Source organism: Pedobacter sp. 05T44 (assembly GCF_056395985.1).
Window position 1 is genome coordinate 458,398 of the sequence record NZ_JBFTKO010000001.1, and the last position, 25,434, is coordinate 483,831.

23 protein-coding genes and 1 tRNA gene are annotated in these 25,434 nt (G+C 37.8%); 7 read left to right on the plus strand and 17 right to left on the minus strand.

Going from position 1 to position 25,434, the window contains the following annotated elements:
• Window positions 1–3: 3 nt before the first annotated feature.
• Complete coding sequence (locus AC1DDK_RS01890; RefSeq protein ID WP_337715283.1) at window positions 4–1,170, minus strand: AlbA family DNA-binding domain-containing protein; 1,167 nt, start codon at window positions 1,168–1,170, stop codon at window positions 4–6.
• 86 nt (window positions 1,171–1,256) lie between these two features.
• Complete coding sequence (locus AC1DDK_RS01895; protein WP_337715285.1) at window positions 1,257–1,760, minus strand: hypothetical protein; 504 nt, start codon at window positions 1,758–1,760, stop codon at window positions 1,257–1,259.
• A gap of 173 nt (window positions 1,761–1,933) precedes the next feature.
• On the opposite strand from AC1DDK_RS01895, the gene AC1DDK_RS01900 reads away from it, so the two are divergent.
• Both AC1DDK_RS01900 and AC1DDK_RS01905 read left to right on the plus strand, forming a co-directional pair.
• Window positions 1,934–2,665, plus strand: a complete 732-nt coding sequence (locus tag AC1DDK_RS01900) for a nucleotide-binding protein (RefSeq protein WP_337715288.1) — start codon at window positions 1,934–1,936, stop codon at window positions 2,663–2,665.
• Window positions 2,666–2,671: 6 nt separating this feature from the next.
• The gene (locus AC1DDK_RS01905) at window positions 2,672–3,307 is read left to right on the plus strand and encodes a ribonuclease H family protein (protein WP_337715290.1); all 636 of its coding nucleotides are present in this window, start codon (window positions 2,672–2,674) and stop codon (window positions 3,305–3,307) included.
• A gap of 266 nt (window positions 3,308–3,573) precedes the next feature.
• Here AC1DDK_RS01905 and AC1DDK_RS01910 read toward each other — a convergent pair whose 3' ends face one another.
• The 6 genes from AC1DDK_RS01910 to AC1DDK_RS01935 form a co-directional block, all read right to left on the minus strand.
• Complete coding sequence (locus tag AC1DDK_RS01910; protein ID WP_477611742.1) at window positions 3,574–5,127, minus strand: P-loop NTPase family protein; 1,554 nt, start codon at window positions 5,125–5,127, stop codon at window positions 3,574–3,576.
• Window positions 5,128–5,728: 601 nt separating this feature from the next.
• The gene (locus AC1DDK_RS01915) at window positions 5,729–6,154 is read right to left on the minus strand and encodes a hypothetical protein (protein ID WP_337715294.1); all 426 of its coding nucleotides are present in this window, start codon (window positions 6,152–6,154) and stop codon (window positions 5,729–5,731) included.
• Between the two features lie 27 nt (window positions 6,155–6,181).
• A complete protein-coding gene (locus tag AC1DDK_RS01920) occupies window positions 6,182–8,155 on the minus strand; it encodes a DUF4365 domain-containing protein (RefSeq protein ID WP_337715296.1) in 1,974 nt (657 codons plus the stop codon).
• A 15-nt stretch (window positions 8,156–8,170) separates the two neighbouring features.
• The gene (locus tag AC1DDK_RS01925; protein ID WP_337715297.1) at window positions 8,171–8,953 is read right to left on the minus strand and encodes a DUF2971 domain-containing protein; all 783 of its coding nucleotides are present in this window, start codon (window positions 8,951–8,953) and stop codon (window positions 8,171–8,173) included.
• A 15-nt stretch (window positions 8,954–8,968) separates the two neighbouring features.
• Window positions 8,969–9,526, minus strand: coding sequence for a TIR domain-containing protein (locus AC1DDK_RS01930; RefSeq protein WP_477611743.1), 558 nt, complete (start codon window positions 9,524–9,526; stop codon window positions 8,969–8,971).
• A 23-nt stretch (window positions 9,527–9,549) separates the two neighbouring features.
• Window positions 9,550–10,425, minus strand: a complete 876-nt coding sequence (locus AC1DDK_RS01935; RefSeq protein WP_337715302.1) for a macro domain-containing protein — start codon at window positions 10,423–10,425, stop codon at window positions 9,550–9,552.
• A gap of 463 nt (window positions 10,426–10,888) precedes the next feature.
• On the opposite strand from AC1DDK_RS01935, the gene AC1DDK_RS01940 reads away from it, so the two are divergent.
• Entirely contained in the window at window positions 10,889–12,604 is a 1,716-nt protein-coding gene (locus AC1DDK_RS01940; RefSeq protein WP_477633785.1) for a recombinase family protein, read from the plus strand.
• 133 nt (window positions 12,605–12,737) lie between these two features.
• Here AC1DDK_RS01940 and AC1DDK_RS01945 read toward each other — a convergent pair.
• The 4 genes from AC1DDK_RS01945 to AC1DDK_RS01960 form a co-directional block, all read right to left on the minus strand.
• A tRNA-Leu gene (locus AC1DDK_RS01945) sits at window positions 12,738–12,821 on the minus strand.
• 20 nt (window positions 12,822–12,841) lie between these two features.
• Window positions 12,842–13,606, minus strand: coding sequence for an MBL fold metallo-hydrolase (locus tag AC1DDK_RS01950; protein ID WP_477633786.1), 765 nt, complete (start codon window positions 13,604–13,606; stop codon window positions 12,842–12,844).
• Window positions 13,607–13,665: 59 nt separating this feature from the next.
• Window positions 13,666–14,316 (minus strand): outer membrane lipoprotein periplasmic chaperone LolA1, encoded by a 651-nt coding sequence (gene lolA1 / locus AC1DDK_RS01955; RefSeq protein WP_337715308.1) that lies wholly within the window; start codon window positions 14,314–14,316, stop codon window positions 13,666–13,668.
• 9 nt (window positions 14,317–14,325) lie between these two features.
• Window positions 14,326–16,881: an FtsK/SpoIIIE family DNA translocase gene (locus AC1DDK_RS01960; protein ID WP_477633787.1), complete on the minus strand. Its 2,556-nt coding sequence runs from the start codon at window positions 16,879–16,881 to the stop codon at window positions 14,326–14,328.
• A gap of 359 nt (window positions 16,882–17,240) precedes the next feature.
• Here AC1DDK_RS01960 and AC1DDK_RS01965 point away from each other — a divergent pair, with 359 nt between their 5' ends.
• Window positions 17,241–17,891: an ankyrin repeat domain-containing protein gene (locus tag AC1DDK_RS01965; protein ID WP_172660600.1), complete on the plus strand. Its 651-nt coding sequence runs from the start codon at window positions 17,241–17,243 to the stop codon at window positions 17,889–17,891.
• 21 nt (window positions 17,892–17,912) lie between these two features.
• On the opposite strand, the gene AC1DDK_RS01970 is transcribed toward AC1DDK_RS01965, so the two are convergent.
• The 3 genes from AC1DDK_RS01970 to pyrF all read right to left on the minus strand — a co-directional run bounded on the left by AC1DDK_RS01970 (window position 17,913) and on the right by pyrF (window position 20,034).
• Complete coding sequence (locus tag AC1DDK_RS01970; protein WP_048904402.1) at window positions 17,913–18,134, minus strand: PspC domain-containing protein; 222 nt, start codon at window positions 18,132–18,134, stop codon at window positions 17,913–17,915.
• A 176-nt stretch (window positions 18,135–18,310) separates the two neighbouring features.
• Window positions 18,311–19,207, minus strand: coding sequence for a DMT family transporter (locus tag AC1DDK_RS01975; RefSeq protein WP_172660601.1), 897 nt, complete (start codon window positions 19,205–19,207; stop codon window positions 18,311–18,313).
• Window positions 19,204–20,034, minus strand: a complete 831-nt coding sequence (pyrF, locus tag AC1DDK_RS01980) for an orotidine-5'-phosphate decarboxylase (RefSeq protein WP_337715312.1) — start codon at window positions 20,032–20,034, stop codon at window positions 19,204–19,206. Before pyrF ends, AC1DDK_RS01975 begins: the two co-directional genes overlap by 4 nt.
• 272 nt (window positions 20,035–20,306) lie before the next feature.
• Between pyrF and rho the strand changes: the two genes are divergently transcribed.
• Entirely contained in the window at window positions 20,307–22,004 is a 1,698-nt protein-coding gene (gene rho / locus AC1DDK_RS01985) for a transcription termination factor Rho (RefSeq protein WP_172660603.1), read from the plus strand.
• A gap of 3 nt (window positions 22,005–22,007) precedes the next feature.
• On the plus strand, window positions 22,008–22,694 hold the full coding sequence (pssA, locus tag AC1DDK_RS01990) for a CDP-diacylglycerol--serine O-phosphatidyltransferase (RefSeq protein ID WP_172660604.1): 687 nt from the start codon (window positions 22,008–22,010) through the stop codon (window positions 22,692–22,694).
• Here pssA and AC1DDK_RS01995 read toward each other — a convergent pair.
• Both AC1DDK_RS01995 and folK read right to left on the minus strand, forming a co-directional pair.
• A complete protein-coding gene (locus AC1DDK_RS01995) occupies window positions 22,691–23,068 on the minus strand; it encodes a histidine phosphotransferase (protein ID WP_048904397.1) in 378 nt (125 codons plus the stop codon). The genes pssA and AC1DDK_RS01995 overlap by 4 nt on opposite strands.
• 16 nt (window positions 23,069–23,084) lie before the next feature.
• Window positions 23,085–23,579, minus strand: a complete 495-nt coding sequence (gene folK, locus AC1DDK_RS02000; RefSeq protein WP_172660605.1) for a 2-amino-4-hydroxy-6-hydroxymethyldihydropteridine diphosphokinase — start codon at window positions 23,577–23,579, stop codon at window positions 23,085–23,087.
• A gap of 58 nt (window positions 23,580–23,637) precedes the next feature.
• On the opposite strand from folK, the gene sppA reads away from it, so the two are divergent.
• The gene (gene sppA / locus AC1DDK_RS02005) at window positions 23,638–25,410 is read left to right on the plus strand and encodes a signal peptide peptidase SppA (protein WP_172660606.1); all 1,773 of its coding nucleotides are present in this window, start codon (window positions 23,638–23,640) and stop codon (window positions 25,408–25,410) included.
• Window positions 25,411–25,434 lie beyond the last annotated feature (24 nt).

A 25,434-nucleotide genomic window follows, 5' to 3' on the forward strand; every position in this document is an offset into this window, starting at 1 on the left:
AGATTAAATGAAGTTGATATCATAAATCCATTTTCCCTGATCTGAAAAATGATAGCATTTGGTAAAATTAAAAGCATTCCAGACTTCATCAAACAAAGGCTGCAATAGCTCAGGAACGTTTTGATCAAAATCACTGATCCGGAGCACAGGGAACTCCAGAACATCCCTATCCAAGTTATTTTGCTCATTAAGTCCGTATAAAACCTTTTCTGAATAAAGGTGATACCCCCTTACACCGGAAAGCACTAGCCTTATATATACAGGTAATTGCACCTCCAATCCTTTTAAAAATTTAAGGTAGTTCATCAGTTCCCGCATTACATAACCTTCCAGAAGCCGAGCGTTGAGCATGTCTTGTCGATATAAAATCGTATGGTTTAGTGTTTCCATTATGCCATTCTTATACACCTGCAGGTAATTGGGCGCAAAACTAAATCCAGGCATATTGACAGCAATTCTTACTCCTTCGAAGTTTGCCTTCGGTGTGCGGCTTCCACCACCCAAAGGCGCCAGATCAAACGCTCCATATTGAGCATCCAGTATAGGGTAACGAACGTCCGGGTTTGAGACTGAACCGGGAATCATTTGCAAAACCGCAACCGGTAGCTCTTTGAATGTAGCGTCGTTTAGCATGCGTTCCAAATGTTGCTCAGAAAGTTTGTTTACCATTGTTCGCAGCTCATTTTTCTGTCTCAACATGGCTTCGATCTCCTGAATATCCAGTTGATATTTACGATTGGAGGTCCTGGAATAACAAACTTTGCTCTTATCGATCTGGACCTGGTGAGGCTTGTCAGCACTTTCTTTGACGGCAATCATCAGCAGATAATTTCCGGTATCCAATTTCCATATCCGGATCTCCACTGGCATTCTCGGACTAATGCTGTCCAGGATCAGGCTGTCTATCTGCCTGAGGGTTTGATCGAGATTGTCAATAGGAAAGCCGTCAGCCGAAGTAGGCACGCCCTTAGTCTCCCCTATCCCATAAATGATGATTCCTCCTTTGCAGTTCGCAAAGGACGAAACGTCCTGCAAGAATTCCTTCTTCTCGCTTGCAATTTTTAACGACAATAAACTTTTGTATTCCAGGTTTTGGTCTTCAGGCACCTGATTTGTCACCAAGGCAATTAGATCTTCTACAGTGATTTGAGCTGGCTTGGGTAATTTCATATCCATTAAATGCTTTAATTATGTCTCATTTTACTAAGCAACTATCAGACAGCGTGTTAAAAACTGAAAGACAGCGCATGATCAATTTATTTGCGGAACTTGATGTGATGCTCCAGACTGAAACTGGGCACCTCCTTTAGAATCTGGTCAACATGCGACTTGGATAGCCATATGTTTCTTGTGAACTCAAAATAATCTGCGTCACCATGGAGGTAATAATACCAGTAATATCTTCCACCACCTGAATTCTGTGCAGAAATGGTGTTGTGAATAAGCTCATTGGACACCACCACCCAAGTGCTCCTTTCTTCATGAACAAACTCAGTCGCATCGATGTCTTTTAATATTACCGTCTGAAAGATGGGATTCTCCAAACCAATCTGGTCAGGTGCTAAAAACTTGAGAGCGTAGGTCTGATCAGCCTTTTGTTCGTACCGCACTGTCTGCTCAGCCATTTTAAATTTAACTGAATAATTATGTTTTGGAACATCTGAAGGAAGAAGTTCGCGCCCTTCTGCGCTGAGTGGCGTTCCATCCTCGTCCTCATGCCATTCGGGGTTTCTGACTTTAATGCTAATGACTATATCCATGGTTTAATTGGTTGGCCTTAAAGATAATTTTTTATTTTTGGATGCCCTATGTCAAACCCAATCCCCTTTGAAACGACAATTACCTAATCCGTTCGTTTTGGGCGCATATGGACCCGTTATCAGACAACCACTGTAATCCTTTAATTACTATATTAGCCTAAACTAAATATCTAATGGCAAAATTTAAAGGCGGGCTCTCAGCGCTGCAATCTCTCCTAGGAGAACATAAAATTGATGGTACATGGTCTGAAATTCCTAATGGCTATAAATTCATTACCCCTGATGGTGCAGTTTTATCACTATATAATACAGAAACCATATTAAGTCAGGGTAAAGGAACTTCAAAAGGAAAAATCGACGCCTTAATCAGAAATCCGGGAGCTGGAGAGGCTAAGTTGATCCCGACTGAAAGCAAACCAGAAGTTGCAAAATCACCACAACTGTTTGTAGTGTATGGTCATGATCAAACCAGCCGTGATCAGTTGGAACTTATCCTCAGCAAATTAGGAATAGAACCTTTTATACTAGCAAAATCAAGTGGAGAAGGATTGACAATCATTGAGGCCTTAGAAAGGCATCTGGGCACAGAAGGGACGGCAAACGTTGGCATCGTTTTATTGACACCTGATGATTTGGGATATGCAAAAAGAGATGGGGAGGGAGCCATCAAAGAGCGGGCAAGGCAAAATGTCATTCTTGAAATGGGCATGTTAATTTCAAAATTAGGGCGGCAGAACACCTTGATTCTTGTGAAAGGCCGATTAGAAAGACCTTCCGATACAGATGGGATTATCTACCACTCCTTTACTGACCATGTAAAAGAAGTTGGCCTCGCACTTGTGGAGAGACTGGAGAGATCAGGATTTCCAATCGATCATAAACGTGCACTGGATGCTATAAGATAGTGTACGATGGCAAAAGAAAAGCAAAAGTATTATACGGTATGGGTAGGTCGTAAGCCAGGCGTGTACCTCTCATGGGAAGATTGTAAAGCACAGATACATCAATTTGAAGGTGCGGTATATAAAAGCTTTTCCAGCTTAAACCAAGCTAAGGAAGCATTTGCGAGAGATAGTGCAACATTCATTGGTAAGACCAAAGGCCCAAATCATTCTTCAGATCTTTCCAAACATTCAGCTCTTCCGGAAGAGAATAGCCTTTGCGTGGACGGAGCCTGGAACACAAAGACCAATGCGATGGAATATCAAGGCGTCCTTTTTCCTGATGGCGAAAGAGCTTTTCACGCAGGACCATTTCTTACCGGGACTAATAATATCGCCGAATTTCTGGGTATTGTACATGCACTGACCTATTGCAAAGAGCATCCTGAAATTACACTTATCTATTCGGATAGCCAGACCGCAATAACTTGGGTAAAAAACAAAATGGCTAAAACTAAAATCGCCACAACTGATATAAACTTGCCCATTATCGCTATAGTACGCAGAGCTGAAAACTGGCTCGTGAATAATAGCTATGCTACCAAAATAAAAAAGTGGCAAACCAAGGAATGGGGCGAGAACCCAGCTGATTTCGGCAGGAAATAGATATTACCAGCACACCAATCCAACGTGTTGATGCAGTACCTACGAATTTTGAATATAGACTCGATGAAACTTTCCAAATTCGTGCAGGTCATCCCGGTTTTTTCTTAAAACTGCTACAAAATAACCTGAGTGGAAAATCCAAAATGATTAACTCCTCTTTGCCAATTTCAAAAACTAAGATAACAACTTGATATCTAACAGAAAAAGGGGGTATCCTAATTTTGGCAAGTGGGGTCAGTATACCTTGGTTTATCCAATTATTCATCCTAATCGGAAATATTGAGTTGGAATATCTCTTTTAGGTCATAATAGATTTGCTCTTGGGGCAGAGTGAATGCCCCAAATTTATCAATGGCATACTGGTCAAAGCTGGTCATCGATCTGATCAGGTTCTGCGAAGTACCGTCTTTTTTAAACCGTTGCTTTTCGCGCTTCAGGAAATAGTGGTACTCGTTGATAAGTTTTTTAAGCATCGTCTTGTCCTTGGACAGCAACGAAATATTATCCACGAAGAAATCAGCCTGGATCATCGTTAGCGGCATTACCTTTTTAAAATCTGCCTCGAACTTCGAAAATACCTCATCTGCCTTTTGGCCGACATAATCATTGATCCCATAGGTGGCCGCCTTCGGGTCGGTGCAAATAATGACCGGATAGATATTGAGTTTATGAGAACTATTGCGGATCTGCAATAGCTTTTTATCGTCCTGTTTGATGTAAGTTATATACCTATCAAGTTGTGATATCCCCTTTTTGCCTTCCACATAATTTTTATCTACATGCTTTTGGAGTTCTTCAGCACTTTGCTCATCAAAAATACGATAGTGCTGTGCCACCGATTTTATCTCAAAGACAAAGACTTCAGTCTCATTAACAATTAGGGTAAAGTCAGCCAAAAAAATATCGTCGGATTCAAGCAGCCTTACCCCTTGCTTCTCCAACGACCTCAATAGGGTTCCCATGAGAAACTCTTCATAGTACTTCTTGCCAAAATGCGCTAGCAGTCCATTCATATTCTTAAAACCTGCTAATTTCTGATAATTGGTTTTATAAAACAGCAGGTACATAAACGCACGTTCGGAAATCAGGGAAAAGTTACGATGGTCAATAACGTATATGGTACCTGCTGAAGTTTCAAAGAACGGCTTTGACAGCATCATCCCCATGTTGAAATTCTCTTCGCTCGCCACCTTTTTATTAATAAGTAGTTCCATTGGTTCCAGATAGGACAGCGAGGAATCCTGCCGTTGAAGCTGAGGAACCAATGCCCCACTCCTTTCCAGGAAATCGAAGATGTGCCTTAGGGACATGATGAAAAAATAAATGGTTTCAAGACCTGTCCTTTCTCTAAAGCTTTTTTGTAGCGCTATGAAATCAGCGCCCAGTGATTTTTGCAAGAAATCCAACATCAAGAGGTGCTTGATCAAGCCAGTCCGGACAAAATCAACTTTGGATACACGGCTTACACCCTGCATCATCACCAGTGTCCACATCAATTCATGGTTCGTAAAAGATCTGTCCAAGATCCCGTTATCGTAATAGTGCTCATTATAACTGAGCAGTACGTCAAATATGCGCTGCTCGTACTGCCCGTCATTGAGTTCCCTGGTAATCTGGTTGTCCTTGAGACTTTTAAATAGATCCAGCACAATCTTATCGATCACAGCGGATTGAACAAAAGTAAAGCTGTGACCACTTCCAAGAAATGCTTTGAGTCTTCTGGCCTTTTCTGGTGGAAGGTTTCCGATGATATTTTCTACGGCCCCATCTTTTTGATGCTGGTACCGGTTCCTGTCCAAAGAGTTCCTAAGTCCTATCATAGTTAGGACCACCATTTCAAGATCATATCCTTTGATTATCTCTAGTGGTTCTTTTGGAGTTTGATGACCCGGATAAAAGGTGCTGTAGTCGAGAACAGGTGTCAGTCTTTTCATCTTGATTAGAATTTTAGGCCATCTTTAACCTTTTAATTTCATTTAAACTTAAAGAAATAAAAATTTAACCATACCCTCACTCACCTTATCCATCACTTGCCGTCGGCTAGTAAGTTGTTGCAATTAGGATTATTGTTACCCCTGCTTCATTGGTTCAGCAAAGATGATTTTCAGATTTTCGAAATAAATTCTCATGTATCCGTAATCATCTGGGATTTTTATTTAGGTTTTCTTAAGTTCAGGGAACTGGTTTATAAATAGCTAAAAACAACTGTACATCAGTCAAATAGCTCATCGAACTGGGTGCCATTTTTAAATAGTTAAAGTTTTGGAAATCCTAACAATAATCCACTAACCTATACATGAAGTGAAGTATTATATGTAATTTTACTGATCGCAAATAACAATAATTTTATTCACCAGTGTATAGAGGATGTGTGTATGTTTTCACTAAAAACTATACACTGGTGATTTTTGAATCGATGTCTTAGGATAGTAAATATCTCAAAAACAAAAGTAACACAATTGACGTGGATATGATAGCGAGTAAAGAATACTGATTCGTCCTCACGATCTTCTTACCCCATAATTCTATTTCATGTGGCGGCTTTTTTGTGATTTCCGATTCAAACCGACTCTTTTCCATCATTTTATATTCGATGTAGAGCAATACCACAAGATTTGCGATTGGAATAAGAATTGTTGCTAGGGAAATTTCCTTTTCTAACTTGGAAAGTGCAAAATATCCTGCGATTAGTATATTATTAAAGTTGAATAGCTTATCATGGATTCTATCAAAATGCTTCAACATATTTTTCAGAGCTTCCTCTTCGGTTTTTTTCCATCTCTGATCCATATCTGCCAGTTCTTTGTCAGTCATTAAGCCGTGCTCCTTTGCAAATTCGTCGTCCATTCTAATTATTTATTTTAATAAATTTAACTATTCCACAATACCGCCAGTAAGGCGATCTACAAATGAATTATAAATTCGCTCACCTAGTTCATCATTATACTCATCCGTAATATATTCAGAAGGGTCAATATTTCTAAGTTCCAGATTTACTGTAATATGACCGCTTTGCGCACCAATTTCCCGAAAGGTTAAATCAATATATCCCTGAAAGGCTTTTAACATAGTTTCCGCAATAGCGATGTCACTATATTCATCTTCCGGAATTAAAAAGTGGACTAATTTTGGCATATAAGCTAGCATTACTTCTAATATTGTCTTTGGTACTGCTAGGTCTTCATTAGTCTTTCCGTAAGCTACAATGGCTCTGTTAAAAGCGATACCGAAAATCAAATCTAATAAATTGAAGAAACTGGAGCCGATTGAGAAATGCTGCGAGATAATATGGTCCAAATATCGTGTGGTTGGATATTTGACACGAAAATCCATATAGTAATCCAGTTGCAAAAGCATAACCAATAAATCATCGAGCGTAATACCGATGATCTGCAGTTCCTCGTACACCAGTCCTTTATATAAATTTGACTTATCCTTTACCAGATTCAAAGCCGCTGCTAAGTCATGTTCCTGAATAATAATCAAATGATATAAACTTCGGAAATCATTCTGTAGTTCGATCCGGTACTCAAAGAACTCTATTGCCTTTTCTTTTAATTCAGGATTGAGGCGCCAGTTCTTTCCCAATAAATTAGATTTAAAATTCAAAAAATACGGATTTGAGCCCTCGTGGTTTAATCCCCTGTCTACCCAAAATAAAGCTTTGGTCAAATCACCAATTTGTTCATAGCAGTATGCAACCCAAAACAGACCATTTACATATTCAGCAAACAAACTATTGTCTACATCCAAAACATGATGAAACAAAGCAAGTGACTCCTGATATTTTTTATAGTGTTGTGCCAGTGTGATGCCTTTGCTAAATAGTGCTTGCGGTAAGTCCGGATCGATTTCAAGCGCCTTATCATAGCAACAAATTTCCTGGTCATGCTGACCTAAGTTACAATAGGTTGTTCCCAAATTCTTCCAACACTGCGCATGGTTCGGTTCCTTAGCCAAACTAAATTTATACTGCTCAATCGCTTCATTAAAGTTGCCAAGTGCATTTAGTGTATTTCCGTAATTAAAAAGCATCAAAGCACTATCTCCGCCCGTCGAAAATCTTTTGAAGAGATTTCGGGCCTGAATAATTTTTCCTTTGTCATTCTCTCTGAAACCTGCCTCAGCAAGTATGCAGGCTTTTGTTTTTAAACCATTGTCTGTTTCTCGAAAATCAAGCAACAGATTGATTGTATTTAACGCTTCATTATACTGATAAGTCTGATATAAACTCCAAGCTAACGCCTGATAGAGATTGTATTCGGTATTTCCACTGCTAATTAACCTCCTGAAAAGATAGATTGCTTGTTCATAATCGCCTTCGTAATATGTTTTCCAAGCGGCCAGTTCTATGTTGTCTTCAATTTTCAAAATATCAAAGTCACTTATAAAAGACTTTGCATTGAAAATGCGCTGTACATGGCCRGTTACCTCCGCCCAGTTTATTTCACTTAGTTTATTGGTTTTTGAAATCGAAAACTGAAATGTTTTATTGTTCTTGGCATAGTCTATATCATGATCATTAATCCACGACCAATATGCCTCATTAGCATCTGCATCGTAGATAATCAACATTACGGGCTCCAAGCGAACCCTATAATAATTTAGCGTTGTTCTCTTCAGTGCGACTTTAGCAAAGTTACCTACCTCTGTATTTTCTGTACTCTTTAATTGGATTGAAAAATTTAGACCCGTTACCTGCTCATTTAAGGAAATTTCAACCTGATAATCAATTCCGTAATCATTATTAGGTACATTATAATGCCAATCATTCGGGATATGTCCTTCCAGAAATTTTGAAGATTTTGTAGCTAGAACATGACTTACTGGGCGTTTTGGATTATTCATTCAGAAAGGGCTTAATCAATATTTTAGGGGTATTTTTTTCAGTTGCATTGTCTCGCCATCGATAGTCATCTGAGAAAGCAGTATACCTTTATATCGCAATTTCTTTAATGCTTTAATAGTTACTACTATTTCTGACTGCTTAACATTACATCCGAAAATCACTTCTCTTACCGCATCCTTCGGATAGACTATTATGGATTTTCCATTTTTAGAAACTGCTCTTATTTCTCTTTCATATGACCAGCGGGCTGCTTTAAACGTAGCCCAATAATAAAAGACATATGGTGTGTTCGCCATACCATCAATCTTCTGAACTTCATCAATATAATTTACCGGATACAGTACATAATCAGGACAAATGAGATTTAAATCAAACCCGATACACATTCCTTTATGTTTATCAGCATAATGTGACCACATCAAAACATCATCAGAAATTTCCGAAAAACAGCTAACCTTGAAGTCCTTCTTTTTCTCCTTAAGTACCTTATGATAATGAGAATTACCACCAATCTTATTGAAATGTTTACGGATTTCCTTTCTTGGAAGTCCATGTTTTGCGCCTGCTTCTAGAATAAATTGTTTTTCAATTTGCGGTGAAATGACCACATCTATCATCTTTTCATTACAGTCAAAAGGATCATTAAATTCGCCTGGATGGGTAAATTTAAAGGTGTTTGTCTTTAACACGTATTCTAAGCCATCGTGCAAATTGACGTATTTGAAATGACGGTCAGCTGATAACACTTTTTTCAGACCCTCATCCCCTAACTGTTTAAATTCAGTATCAGTTAGCATCTTTATTTTTTTCTTTTATTGAATAGCTATACCCCATCTTTTATAAGCTTCATCGCTATAAATGCCGACTGATCCACCTTTTGGAGGATTATTGTGCGTAAAATAGCTTGCCGCGTCATGGATTGGCTCTTTTTTGAAAGGGATATGAATTAACATAGCCGTCCCGTTATCAATTCTCTTTGTTAAAGCAGGTGGCCATTTACTGGACATTGCACGTACATTCCTGATACCCTCAGCGCCCAGATAAGCAACAATTATTGGGATTTTGCAAATGTCCACTGCATATTCGATTTCGAAAGGTACCCAGTCCAGGTCGTCATTGGTCGTATCTCCGATAATCAAAATCATGTTTTTACTATTGTTTAAACGCACTTTAAGGCTAGCTCTTAAAGTTTCCTTTGAACTGCTATCCCGAACTGCCGCAGTTTTATCATGGCTATTTACAATACTAAAACAGTCATCATCCTTACCGCACCATGCTTTAATCAGGTTATAATATTTAATGTCCGATTCTATCGGCACATTCGTTCCATTTGCATGGAAGGCAACGTATGTTCCGTTTCTATATGCCATAATTTGTATTGTGGTTTATTGGTTTAAGCTAAATAGTGATTTAAAAGGTCTTTTACTTCAAACAAATTAATATCGAAGTTCTCGACATCCGTAGGATGAATCACAACGATTAATTTATTACTGAAAATATTTTGTTCTGAAGCTTTAATAAACGATTGGGAAATTTGGGCTATTAAATTCTTCCTGTTCGTAGATATCCGGCCTCGGCCAGTTCCGATTAAAGGCAAAACAATAGGCTCGTTTTCACCTTTTGCAATGATAAATTGCCAAAGTTCATTTGTAGAAAGGAGTACGTTATCCAGCGTAGTTTGGGCGGTATTATTAAAATTCAAATCCGACATAGCTAGCAAATAAAATATCTCTGTGCCAATATTTATTCTTACAGTCGTCCCCATAGGATATTTTTTGTCCTTTCCACTTATTTTAGGATAGTGGGTACTTGCAATATTCACTAATGAATTGTCCAAAATCTGATCCAAAGCCTGAATCTGTTGCGGATAAAATGTATTGGTAAATTGACCCTGTAAACTGCCGGCAGCAATTACACCATTTGCGATATCTGTATCGAAAGTTGTGTTCGTACTGATAACTTTTTGACCTTTATAATCAAAGAGGTTTCCGATTCTAACTTCAATTTGCAAATCTTTACCCGAGACTTTGTATCTTATCCTTGAGATAGGCCTCCTGGTGCAAATAACTAATACCAATGAAACAAAAATCAAAATAAAAAAACTGTAGACTGGTAATTTTTCAGGATCAAAAAGCTTGAAAAAATCCATCATTTCAAACAACAGCCAAACTGCACCTAAAACAGCAAAAAAAGTTTTAACTGCATCGGTAGATAACAACGCATATTTCCAATAAGAACGCGTCTTGATGGATTGCCAGAAATAATTCATATTAATTCCAAGTGTTTGATTTTAGATAATGCCCGTTAACAATTGGAATATATCACTTCGATAGATAGAAATCACGATACCAACAGTACAAATATACTAAGTATTTCGCTTAACAACATGTTGTATCGTGCACTTACAAAACACTTAACGCCCCGTATCGATAAAATACATTACCTCTTTCAAGTCCAAAATATCTGCGTACCGAGCGTCAGCAAAAAAAAATACTTAAAACAGCACTTTCAGCTATTGCAAATCCCGCGGTAACACTAGCAATAATGCCTGAATTGGCAACAAAACCCACCAAGAACTTCTGAGGCTGAGTAACATGATCACGCATCCTTCAAATAATCAAACTCTATCCCTATCCTACTATTCAAAATTATTTAAGGATATTTTTTACCGAAAGAAACCGTTAAGTATAACAATAACTCATAATATTTGGAAAAACAAGGGAAGCGTTCAAATGACAAGAGCTTACTTATATATCCGCGTAAGCACGGATGAACAAAAAAGAAAAGGATACTCCCTTCCTGAGCAGGAAGACCATTTGCTGAAGCACTGTAAGTTTAATAACATTGAGGTTGCTGGCATCTATCAGGAAGATTTTTCAGCGAAGAATTTCAACCGCCCAGAGTGGAAAAAATTATTGACAGCAGTCAAGAAAGATTCGAAAAAAAAAGAGACCAACATTCTTTTCGTAAAATGGGACCGATTTAGCAGGAATATTGAATATGCCTACGAAATGATCGGCATACTCCGGAATTTCAATACAACTGCAATGGCAATCGACCAACCTATAGATTTCACTGTACCTGAGAGTACGGTAATGCTTGCCATATATCTATCAATTCCTGAAGCTGAAAATAACAGAAGATCATTGAATACATCAAATGGCATTAAAAGGGCAAAAATGATGGGAAGATACCCAAATAAGGCGCCTTTGGGGTTCATAAACTGCACGGCTTTTGACGGAAAAAAAGAAATTGTACATGTCCAACCTGCAGCTGATATCATAAAATGGGCTTTTAAACAACTGGCAAAAAATTCCTTCACTATAGAAACTGTCAGAAGAATGGCCTTTGCAAAGGGATTGAAATCTTCAAGATCTGCCTTCTGGAAGCTGGTACGAAACCCCGTGTACTGTGGACTAATCCCTATATCAGCAAAAGATCGGCCACAKGAACTAATTAAGGGAATACATGAACCATTGATTTCCGAATCGTTATTTAATGAGGTTCAAGCAATCATCAATACCCGAAGGAAAATCACATGCAAATCCGATGAGCTGAACAATTTTTTCTTCCTAAAGGGTTTCTTGGTTTGTCCATCCTGCGGTAGAAAATTACGCGCTAGTTTTTCAAGAGGTTCCACAAAAGCATATCCATACTATCATTGCTCGGACGACTGTAAAATGAGGATAAAAGCGGAACTTTTAAATGATAGCTATTGCAAGAGACTGCAAGAACTACAGCTTTCAGATGAGACAACAGAATTGTTTGGGCTTATTATGGAAGATTTAAATATCCGTGTACAGAAGATCGAGTATTTAAACAACAGAAGATTATTAACCAGGCAGCTCGAAGAGCAGCAATCAGCACTCTCAAAGGTTCGGAAATTGTTCGCCGAAGACAGGCTAGATTTTGATGACTTTAAAGAATTAAAAAAAGAGTATCAGACAATCAGCAATAATATCGGAATAGAGTTAAATAGTAATTCGGGGAAACTAAGGTTACTTGAAAAACAATTCCAAGTAGCAGATAGATCCTTCACTAAGATATTCCACAGTTATTCTGAACTCGATATCGTTGACAAAAAATATATTCTAAATCTGATTACTCCCACTATCAGCGATTTCAGGAAGGGTACAGTTTCTATACAGTTAAACAGAGCATTATTAAACATACTATCTTTCAAAATGCCGGTGAATACATTTGAGGCATTGAGCTTAAATACTGAACTAAAGAGCTTTACAGAGAAAAAAGTTCCAGTAAAACTCGCAATTGCAACAATGGCAAAGAACAATATCCAGATAAGTGAAACATACGCTGTAATAATTTTGGACTTTCTATATCGTATCGCAAAAACATACGATTTTAGAAGTACGGAAAACAGCAGAACCATAAGTAGAAATCGAACTAATACAAAACTTCGCAGAGACCACCATAAACCACCATTCTAGACCATATCTAAAAGAATCTAAGTCTTATCCGCAGTAAAAATCGAACTAATAATGGCCAGACACTAATAATCTGTCTTACAGATGTTTATTGCCATAAAAAAAGGAAACAACTCAATAGAGCTGTTTCCTTAAGTACCCGAGAGCAGATTCGAACTGCCACGCCGTTGCCAGCACCAGCCCCTCAAGCTGGCGCGTCTACCAATTTCGCCACCCGGGTATCTTGCTGCAAATATATATTTATTCGCAATATAATGTTAACCCATCATAGGCTAATTTAATATTATCTGGCAATTCTTTTTMAACAACCTGATGAAGCCCCATATTATGGCTTATATGCGTAAAATAGGTTTCCTTTGCCCCTATCTTCCGGGCAAAGTCAATTGCTTCATCTAATGTAAAATGAGATATATGCTGCTCTTTTTGCAAAGCATTTACAACTAGTATTTTAGCGCCTTCAATTTTAGAAATAGTTTCTTCAGAAATAGTTTTTGCATCCGTGACATAAACAAAATCATTTATCCGGAATCCCAAAATAGGAAGCTTATAATGCATTATATCAAGAGGGATTATCGTTGTCTCGCCAACAGAGAAAGCATCGTTAGCTATAGTATTTAAATCAATTTGTGGTAACCCCGGATAGTGTGCTTCAGCGAAAATGTAAGAAAATTCCTTTTTTAAAGCATGCTGAACACGTTCTGTTGCATATATCTCTATATTCTTTTTCAGCAGATAATTAAATGGTCTGATGTCGTCTAAGCCAGCAACATGATCTTTATGTTCGTGGGTAAACAAAATAGCATCCAGATCTTTAACATTTGCCCTAAGCATCTGGTATCTGAAATCCGGTCCACTATCAATAACAATGGTTCTATCCCCCGTTTCTATCAGAACTGATACCCTTAAACGCTTATCCTTATGATCGGCAGACCGACAAACTATGCAATTACATGCGATAACAGGAATACCCTGCGAAGTACCTGTTCCTAAAATCGTGATCTTCAAAATAGAGGAGTTACTGTCATACCACCAAACTTAGAAAAAATTGTTAAAAAAATACAATCTTACCTCAAGTCTACCACCTCTACACCCGGATACTTCTTAGCATCAAAAGCAAATGTAGATTCGGGGACCTTAACATTAGGCACAAAAGATTTTATAGAATAAGCATACTTGCTTCCATTCTTATCAAAGATCAGCACATTGGAAATCTGCTTAGCTACCTTATCAATACTTAATCGGATCTTGAAAAAAGACTTTTTAGTATCTATAGGCGATAGGTCGATCATTTGATAAACCTTGCCACCAACCTTACTATCTCCTGTATATAAGTACTTATACCCTTTTTCGTAAAGTGTAAAAATCTTTGCGGGGTTTATCACATCATCACTGTTGTCAACATTCGTAAGTTGTACTTCTTTATCATCCTTCAAATAAGTCCACTGGCTTTTACCATCACTTATTAAATCCTGGCTAGTCATGGCAACCTTGTATTTATTGGCACTGGCCTTTGCATACAATGTGCCTTGCTGCGTTTCTTTAATTTTTGCTTGCTGATTATCTACAGTAAAAGTGAAATCGGCTTTAACAACATCGTATAAACGATATTTTTTACTTACCTCTGCCAATATGGCTTTCGCCTTGGCATCGGTTTGAGCGTAAGAGGACAAGGTAACTCCCAACACAAACATCAACAACACTATCTTCTTCATCATGTTCTTTAATTATTTATTAAGCTCATTCAAGAACTGTTCCAAAGCGTAATCATCAGGTATTAAAACTTCTCTTGCCTTACTTCCTTCAAATGGGCCAACCACTCCTGCAGCCTCTAGTTGGTCAATAATACGGCCTGCTCTATTATAACCAAGCTTTAATTTTCTTTGTATTAAAGATGTAGAACCTTGCTGATGCATAACAATTAATCTGGCGGCATCTTCGAACATAGAATCCCTATCGTTCGGATCAAAATCAAGCTTAGCTGACTCTGCTGCCTCATCGATATATTCTGGCAGCTGATAAGCTTCCGGATAACCACGCTGAACACCGATAAATTCAGAGATCCTATCAACCTCCGGTGTATCAACAAATGCACACTGCAACCTGATCAGGTCATTTCCGGTAGACAATAGCATATCCCCCCTACCAATTAGCTGATCTGCACCACCGCTATCCAAAATAGTTCTTGAATCTATCTTAGACAATACCCTGAACGCCAAACGTGCCGGGAAGTTGGCTTTTATGGTACCTGTAATAATGTTTACTGAAGGACGCTGGGTTGCAAGTACAAGGTGAATACCAACCGCACGTGCAAGTTGCGCCAATCGGGCAATAGGCGTCTCTACCTCTTTACCAGCGGTCATCATCAAATCTGCAAACTMATCAACTATCAGCACTATATATGGCAAAAATCTGTGCGAGTTATTCGGATTTAATTTCCTTTTAATGAATTTCTCATTGTATTCCTTTAAATTCCTAACCTGTGCATCTTTTAACAGATCATAACGCTGATCCATTTCAATACAAAGAGAATTTAAGGTATTAATTACCTTTTTGGTATCCGTAATAATGGCATCAGCCTCACCAGGCAGCTTCGCCAAAAAGTGACGCTCAATTTTGTTAAATAAGGTTAACTCAACCTTTTTTGGGTCGACCAACACAAACTTAAGTTGCGAAGGGTGCTTTTTATAAAGTAACGACACCAAAATTGAGTTAATACCTACCGATTTACCCTGCCCGGTAGCCCCGGCAACAAGCAAGTGAGGCATTTTGGAAAGGTCAGCAATATAAACCTCATTAGAGATGGTTTTACCCAGTGCAATAGGTAAATCCATTGTAGTTTGCTGAAACTTCTCTGTAGCCAGAATACTTCTCATTGAAACCATTTCCGGGTGCATATTAGGCACCTCAATTCCAATGGTACCTTTACCAGGCATTGGTGCAATAATACGTATACCCAAAGCAGCTAAACTTAAAGCAATATCATCCTCCAGATTTTTGATCTTCGAAATACGGACACCAGGTGCCGGGATAATTTCATAAAGTGTAACCGTTGGTCCTATTGTAGCCTTAATCTTATCAATCTCTATATTATAATGATTTAGGGTCTCAACAATCTTATTCTTATTGGCTTCCAACTCATCTGCATTAACAGATATTTTATTAGAACCATAGTTTTCCAATAAGTCCAGATGAGGATATTTATAACTGGCCAGATCTAGCGTAGGGTCGTAATTACCGAATTGTTCAACAAGCTCTTCTGATTTCTTATCTTCTTCAGTTTTTTCAATAGTTAATTCTGGCTCTGCCTTGGGAACCTCCAGAATAGGGGATTTAGGTCGTTCATCAACTGATGGCGAAAGCACAATTGGTGGATGCATAACATTTACCGCCTGAGTAAATACTGGTGGTTTTTCCTCTTCAACTTCCCTTTCTTCAAATCTTGACGGAGTAACTACTATATTCTGCTCCTTTTTACGCTGATTACCTAGTTTATCATTAAGTGTAAACTCAACAGGCTCAGAGGGCATTTCGTTTTCCAGTTCAATATTATCAGGTGTTTCAGGAACAATTCCGCCATCCTGTTTACGCAGGGGTAGTTTAAAATCTATGTTATAGGCAATTATTAAAATCGTTAACCCTAAAAAAGCAATTAGCACCCCTACTCCTGCAGTCCCAATCTGGGCGGTCAGCAGTTTGTTAGTCCAATAGCCAAACTCACCTTCTAAAAAATGAGGGGCATTGGAAAAGAAAGCGTGGCAAAACCCGAAAGTTAAAGAGATAAACAGCAAAAAGAAAAGGCTATAACCCAATGTTTTTTCAAGGGCGAATATTTTTACCTTAAACAGCAATCGGTATCCAATAACAAAGAATACAAATACAAAAAGAAAAGAGGCCACACCAAACCATTCGTAAATAAATTGATGAGATAGCAATGCACCTATCTTGCCAAGCCAGTTCTGCACTACTGGAGGGATATTTACCTGCTGCAGTTCCTCGTAAGTTTTAAACAAATTACTCCAGCCACCATTAGCATCAATTACATAGCTGTGATCTTCTTGCCAGGTAAATAAGTATGAAGTAAAAGCTATAAGAAAGTATAGTGAAAGAATGACAAAAAACAAGCCTATGATCTTAATCGCCCGTCCATTCTGAAAATCCAGACGGGGCAATATTTCTGATCTCTCCCTGAATTTCTTTGTGCCTTGCGATCTGGAGCCCTGCTTATCAGCTTGATCATTTTTAAAAGAATTGGACTTAAATTGGTTTCCCCTTACCGACATTTTTCTTACGAATATTAATAATCAACAAACTTAAATAATATTATTGCCATCTATGCTAAGATATTACAAATACCGCTAAACATCGTCTAATTCAACAAATTTATTCAATGTAAAAACGTTTATTTCTTCAAAAACTTTTACAAAACAAGTATCTTCTTAAAATAAGTTCCTCGAGTATTTTAAACCTTCTCGCTTAATTAAAGTCATAGATACAAAGCGTTTAAGTTTTGATTTTTTAGATATAGTTTTGTTTTAGGGTGATCCCGTTTAGTATTCCGCTAGGCGGGATTCTTTTTTAGATAAAACATTTTTAGCTAAGTTTGTTAATTTTATTAAGCATTTTTAATTTAAATTTAACAATGGACATTGCTCATCTTGAAAGTTTAATCGAAGCCGATAAGAAACAAGAGATATCAGATCTTTTAACCAAACAGCCGCAGCTTGCCAGTCAAAAAACAAGCCACGGGATATCCCCTGCATTATTGGCATGCTATTACAGAAAACCTGGAATTGCCTTATTAATTGCAAGTTTTGTGGCAAACCTTACCATATTTGAAGCCTGCGCACTAGGCAAATATGAGCTTACTACCAAATTGGTTGCTCAAAACCCGGATTCAGTAAATTCTTTATCGGCTGATGGCTTTACGCCTTTGGGTTTAGCCACTTATTTTGCCAATGAGGAGATATGCAAATTCCTGATAGAAAGCGGAGCAGATGTAAATATCCCTGCAAACAATGGCTTTAATGTATATCCTATACACTCGTCAGTAGCTATTAAAAGTTATAACATCACCAAGATGCTGATCGATGCCGGGGCAATAATAAACGTAAAACAACAAGCGGGTTTCACACCTCTTCATGCAGCTGCCCAACAGGGAGACATTGAAATAATTATTCTATTGCTAGAGCATAATGCTGAAGTAAACAGCAGAATGGAAGGGGGCAAACTACCTGCTGACCTGGCTGAGGAAAAGGGTTTCTCTGAGATCGCAGAAATTCTGCGGGTTTAGCTTTTAAAAGTTCAAGGTCGTCTATACGTCCCAAATACGCAGGCGAATCCTTTTGATATAGTGTCTTACATCTAGAACAAGTGCCGCCAGAATATAAAACACAATAGGAAAACCTACCGCTAAAAAGGAAGAGTAAATAAAGAACAGCCGGATTTTACTAATCGACATATTTAAACGCTCTGCAAGGTAAGTACACACCCCGAAACTTTGCTTTTCAAAAAAGGTAACAATGCGCTGGAACATATTATTTTTTTAAAATTTTAATTCCTATACCACAATTTAAGCATTTTTTTTGAGTACAGTAATATTTATTTAGTTGTAACAACGCCTGAGACGTAAAAGCATTGTGTGCTTTTATCCCGGAATTAAAATATTTAGCATTTATTAGTATATCCTGCTATTATTATTATCCCGCTAAATTATATTTTTTGCTTTTTATAATTTGTGATGAATACACCCAGGATAATTAAGATTGTAGCAATAATAATGTCAAACGTAACAATTTCATCAAGGATTAACCAACCTAAAAACAATGCAATAACGGTATTGAAATAAGAAAGTACAGACACTTCGGTAGCAGTAACCTTCTTTAAAGCATAATGGTAACAGAAATACCCAACTACAGATCCAAAAATGGCCAGATAACCTACCGCCATTAAGCTCTTTAAACTCCAGGTCGCTATATGTGTATCTCCAGAGAAAACAAATGCAAGTCCGAGCTGAATTATAGCGGAGAATACAAATTGATAAAACAGATCAAGAAATATATTATCTGTTTTAAGGGTATATTTTTTAGTGTAAATAGTTCCTGAGGCCCAACCGGTAACCGCAAAACATAAAAACATAATCCCTGTTTTATAGTTAGGGTCTAACAGATCACCTAAACCTGCCCTAAAAATAAAAGCTACTCCCAAAAAGCCAATAATTACACCTGCAAAGCCTTTTAAACTGGGTCTTTGTAAACCAAACAATACACTTCCCAGAAACACAACCAATGGGCTCAGCGCATTAATCAGCGATGTTAATCCGCTAGGTATGGTTTCTTCTGCTACAGTAGTCATTCCATTAGCAACAACAATCATTAAAACAGATACCAGCAACTGCCTTCTCAAATAAGGCCAGCTTTTCCATTTCAATTCATTTTTGCTCAGCAGTATCCCCATCAAAATTAAGGACGCAAATCCTTGTCTTATTGCGGCAACAAACCAGGCAGGGATGGTTTCCACTGCAACACGAATCCCAAGGTATGTTGTTCCCCAAACAACAGCAACACCTATTAAAGCAAATATTAGTTTAAAATCCGTTTTAGCGGTCATATCAATTTCGCAGATAACAATATCTGCTCCATCTCTTTTTGTACACTTATGGCTTCTTCCCTTGCTTTTTCAGCAAAGTCTTCGCCTTTGCTTGCATATATGATAGCTCTTGCAGAATTTACGAGTAGGCCACATTCTTTATTTAAGCCATAATTACAAACATCGGCAAGGCTGCCCCCCTGTGCACCAATACCCGGTACCAATAAGAAATTATCGGGAGCGAGTCTCCTTATATTTTCAAATTCAGAACCCCGTGTAGCACCTACAACATACATCAACTGTTCACTACCTGCCCACTGAGATGAAATTCGAATCACTTCTTCATACAATTTACCATCCGGCGTTTCATGCAACTGAAAGTCGCTATGACCTGCATTTGATGTTAAGGCCAAAAGGATTACCCACTTATCTTTATATTCCAGAAACGGACCAACAGAATCCTTTCCCATATAAGGAGCAACGGTTATAGCATCAAAACTCATCTCAGACTTGGCCTCATTAAAAAAGGCATCTGCATACATGGCCGAAGTGTTCCCGATATCTCCTCTTTTTGCGTCAGCAATTGTAAAAATATCATTAGGAATATATTGCCATGTTTTAATTAAAGTTTCCCAACCCTTTAATCCCATCGACTCATAAAAAGCAGTGTTAGGTTTGTAAGCTACACACAGATCTTTAGTTGCGTCAATTATCTGCTTATTAAATTCTAACACAGGGTTTTCGTATTTTAATAAGTGTTTTGGGATATTTTCCAGAACCGGATCAAGGCCAACACATAAAAAAGATTTCTTACTTTTGATTTGTTCAAATAACTGCTTCTTATTCATCAGAGGGTAAATTTTGTGTGCAAAGATGCCAAATTTAACAGTGATTTAATGCCTATTTAAAAACTTTTGAATGAAATTATTTTAAACAATTTTAAGTTTTTCTTGGAGATTAGTTTACAAATACATACAATTGCAACATAATTCTCTAAAAGTTTATCTGATCATTCCAGAAAATCCAATAAAATTTTGTCTTCTACTATCTTTTATAGCCGTATTTTCTGCTCTGTTCAATTGGTAAATTCTATTTTTAAAAATTTCTCTACACCCATATAATGTTTAATAAAACAGAATTAAATGAAAAACTCACAGCCGAATTGCGTGAGATTGCAAAAACTCAAGGTATACTAAATGCTGATGAGTTACGTAAGGCTGAACTGGTTGAAATTATTGCACAAATAACAGAACAAGAAACAGGCGCTCCTGTAGCTGAGGTGACTGAGGTAGCAGCACCAGCTAAAATCAGTAAAGCGAAAACTGTAAAAGATACTGGTACTGCTGAAAAACCAACCCGTAAAAGAATCCGGATTCCTGCAAAGGAAGAAGAAGGCCCAACAACTAAACCTTTCAATAGGGCATCGTTGTTTGATCCGCTTCCCGGCTCGGAACAAAGGTATGCTGAGGAAGCTGCTGAAGAATTATCCGTTCCGGATGCTGAGCCTCAGATTGAAGCTACTGAAGCTCCTTCAGAGGTCGCCGAAACAGCTCAACCCGCTCCTGTAGTGGCGCCTATCCAAAACGTTCCTTCAGGCGAAAACAAAAAAGGCAATAAACCTCAAAGAGACGAGAACAGACCTAAAGGACCTAATACTGGCGGTCATCAAAAACAAAATGAGAATAGCTATTCAAATCTTGATTTTGATAATACCATCACCAACGAAGGTGTTCTGGAAATTATGCCTGATGGCTATGGCTTCCTTAGATCTGCTGATTACAATTATCTTTCATCTCCTGATGATATTTATGTATCTCAGTCGCAAATCAAACTATTTGGTTTAAAAACAGGTGATACGGTAAAAGGAAGCATCCGCCCTCCAAAAGAAGGCGAAAAGTATTTCCCCTTAGTAAGAGTAGAAACTATTAACGGACGCTTACCAGCTGATGTTAGGGACCGTGTTCCATTTGACTACCTTACTCCTTTGTTTCCTACTGAAAGGTTAAATCTTTTCACAGAAACCAACAACTACTCTACCAGGATCATTGACTTGTTTACCCCAATAGGTAAAGGGCAACGTGGTTTAATTGTAGCGCAGCCTAAAACAGGTAAAACCAATTTACTCAAAGAGGTAGCCAATGCAATTGCGAAAAATCACCCTGAGGTTTATTTGATCATATTACTGATAGATGAGCGGCCGGAAGAGGTTACTGATATGGCAAGAAGTGTAAGAGCTGAAGTTATTGCTTCAACTTTTGATGAGCCGGCAGAACGTCACGTTAAAATTGCCAACATCGTTTTAGAAAAAGCTAAACGTCTTGTAGAATGTGGTCATGATGTAGTAATCTTGCTAGACTCTATCACCAGGTTAGCCAGAGCTTATAACACAACTGCTCCTGCATCGGGTAAAATCCTTTCTGGTGGTGTTGATGCAAATGCATTACACAAACCGAAACGTTTCTTTGGTGCCGCACGTAACATAGAAAAAGGTGGCTCTTTAACCATCCTTGCAACTGCGTTAACAGATACCGGTTCTAAAATGGATGAGGTGATCTTCGAAGAATTTAAAGGTACCGGTAACATGGAGCTACAGTTAGATCGTAAACTATCTAACAAACGTATCTTCCCTGCTATCGATATTACTGCTTCGAGCACACGTAGAGATGACCTGTTACATGACAGAGACACTTTACAACGTGTATGGATCTTACGTAACCACCTGGCTGATATGAATGCTCAGGAAGCCATGGAATTTGTACAGGCACAAATAAAAGGCACAAAATCGAACGAAGAGTTTTTAATTTCGATGAATAGCTAATAAATGATAAAGAAGCATATCCCTAATGCAATTACCTGTGCAAATCTGTTCTCAGGCTGCATCGGAATAGTTTATGCTTTTAACGGAGCTCTGGAGACAGCAGCATATTTTGTGCTGCTGTCCGGAATCTTTGACTTCTTTGATGGCTTTGCAGCCAGATTATTAAACGTAAAATCAAACATCGGAAAAGATCTGGATTCTTTGGCCGACATGGTAAGCTTCGGTTTTCTGCCAGGAGTAGTAATGTACCAACTACTTTCGCAAAGCGACTATGCATCGCCTTACCTGCCTTATCTGGCCTTTATTATTACGGTATTCTCTGCATTAAGATTAGCCAAATTTAATAACGACACCAGGCAAACGGAAGATTTCATCGGTTTAAATACCCCAATGAATACTTTGTTTATAGTCTCCCTGCCGTTTATTCAAAAAGACTATCCCTCGGTTATCAATTCTACCTTACTGCTTATTGGATTAACGGCACTATTAAGCTGGCTACTGGTAAGTGAGATTAGAATCTTCTCTTTAAAATTCAGTTCAACGAGCTGGGCTCAGAATAAAATAAAGTATATTTTTCTGATCATATCAGCACTGCTACTGCCTTTTCTGAAATTTGCCGCTATTCCTTTTATACTGGTGTTGTATATCGGATTGTCAATTTTACATTTCAGACGTATTCCTGCAGCTTAAAGATCTTTTTCAAGATCCGCTTTTGCACGATCTAGTTGCTTATATAAGATTGGCACAAACTCAGCAATTTCAGCAAATGCCTGAGGCAATGCTTCTACATCAATAAGCTCGCGGGCATTATGTTCAATCATTTGCATGTGCAGTTTAGCATCTTCCCTTCCAATATAAGCAAAGGTAGGTTTCATTCTATGTGCACAGGTTGATACCAATGGCCAGTTTCTAGCGGCTACTGCACTTTCGAGCTCAGAAAGGTATACCGGCGTTTGAACTTTAAAAAGATCTATCATCTCTATGATAAACTCCGCATTATCTGCAGACATCTCTCTTAAGTAAGAAAGATCTAAAGGCTCATCATTTTTATTTACGTTAATCATTGGAACAAAAATATAATTAAATTTTAGATACAGATAAATTATCACGTAATCTTTCTAATACTTCGCGAACGGTTATTTTTAAACCCGGATGTATATAATCAGGAGCTATCTCAGCCAAAGGCTCTAAAACGAACTTTCTATATTGCATCTGAGGGTGAGGTATTTGTAATTCAGCTCCCATGTCTACCACAATGTCATCATAAAAAATGAGATCAATATCAATTAAACGAGAACCCCATTTTTCATGCCTAACCCTTCCAAGTTCAAGTTCAATTTCCAAAGCTTTATTTAGCACATCAATGGGTGTAAGTTTAGTTTTAACACCTAATGCGATATTTAAAAAAGAAGGCTGATCTTCATTTCCCCAGGCCTCAGTCTCGTAAACTGACGATCTTATAAACACCTCTCCTATTTCATTAGCAATTTGTTTAATGGCATCTTCAATCAACTGTTCCCTATCGCCAAGGTTGCTACCCAGTAACAAATAAACTTTTTTAGTATCAAATATCATATAAAAGCCTCAGGCTATTTTTTTACTTATATTTACAAAATAAATATTAAACCACCACATGAGAGAATTTTTCAAGTATGTTTTTGCAACCGTTGTTGGAGTTATCATTTCACTTGTCCTTTTTACCCTGTTATTTGTAGTAGTTATTGTTGGTGTTGTTTCATCTCTCGAGAGTGATAAAACTGTTAGTGTAAGCAGCAATTCGGTACTTTATTTAAATATGGATCAGGCAATTAAAGAGCGAACTCCGGATGATACTTTTTCAAATCTACCAATTGTAGGTGGAGATGGCGAGAAAAGTATAGGATTTAATGATATTCTTAAGTCTCTTAAAAAAGCAAAAACAGATGATGATATTAAATGCATTTATCTTAATGTAACTTCTCCAAATGCGGGCTTCGCAACATTACGCGAGGTAAGAAATGCTTTAATTGATTTCAAAACCAGCAAAAAGAAAATTATAGCTTATAGCGAGGTTTATACGCAGAGTGCTTATTATCTGGCCTCTGTGGCCGATAAAGTTTATCTGAATCCTGAAGGTGCACTTGAATTTAAAGGTTTGAGCTCTCAGGTCATGTTCTTTAAAGGAGCACTGGATAAATTAGGTATTGAGGCACAAATTATAAGAGTAGGCTCTTATAAGAGTGCAATTGAGCCATTTATTAACGATAAAATGAGCGATAAAAATCGTGAGCAGGTTACCGCTTATTTAACCGGGATGTACAATACATTTCTTGAAGGAATCGCTGAAAGCAGACACATCAGTACCCCGACCTTACATCAGATTGCAGACGATTATAAAATTCAGCAGCCAAAAGACGCACTTGCTTATAAGCTGATTGATGGTCTTAAATTTAAAGATGAAATTCTTGACGAGCTTAAATCTTTAAGCGGTAAAGACAAGAAAAGCAATATCAGCAGCATAACTATAAACGATTATGCCAAAAATATAAACGCCGATAAAAGTGAAAGCGGTAAAAACAAAGTAGCTGTAATTTATGCTGATGGAGATATTGTTGGTGGAGAAGGCTCTAATGCACAGATTGGTTCTGAGCGCCTTTCCAGAACCATCAGAAAGGCCAGATTAGATTCAAGCATCAAAGCTATTGTATTGAGGGTAAACTCACCAGGCGGCAGCGCACTTGCTTCTGATGTAATCTGGAGAGAAATTATTCTTACGAAAAAAGTTAAACCGGTAATTGCCTCATTTGGTGATGTGGCAGCATCCGGAGGTTACTATATTGCTTGTGCAGCGGATTCAATTTTTGTACAGCCAAACACAATAACTGGATCTATTGGCGTATTTGGTGTGATTCCTAATTTCCAGAAATTACTGAACTCCAAACTTGGAATTACATTTGATGGTGTTAAAACCGGAAAATATGCCGATATCATGAGTACTAACCGCCCTCTAACTGATGGCGAAAGGCTAATTATTCAAACTGATGTAAACAGAGTTTACGATACCTTTATTACTCATGTATCTGAAGGACGTAAAAAGTCTAAAGCATATATTGATAGCATTGGTGGTGGCCGTGTTTGGATAGGTACAGATGCGGTAAAAATAGGACTTGCAGATAGAACCGGAAGCTTTAATGATGCTATTGTTTCGGCAGCAAAAAAAGCAAAGGTAAAAGAGTACAGAGTAGTGGAATATCCTGAAATGATAAGCCCCCTAAAGTCATTTATGGAAAACAGTACCGATAAAGTAAAAACATATTATGCCAAGCAAGAACTTGGCGATAGCTATCCAATTTATCAGCAAATAAAATCAGCCATTTCAAAATCAGGCGTACAAACACGCATGCCATTTGAAATTAAAGTAAATTAAAAGATCTTAACTTTTATTCTTTAG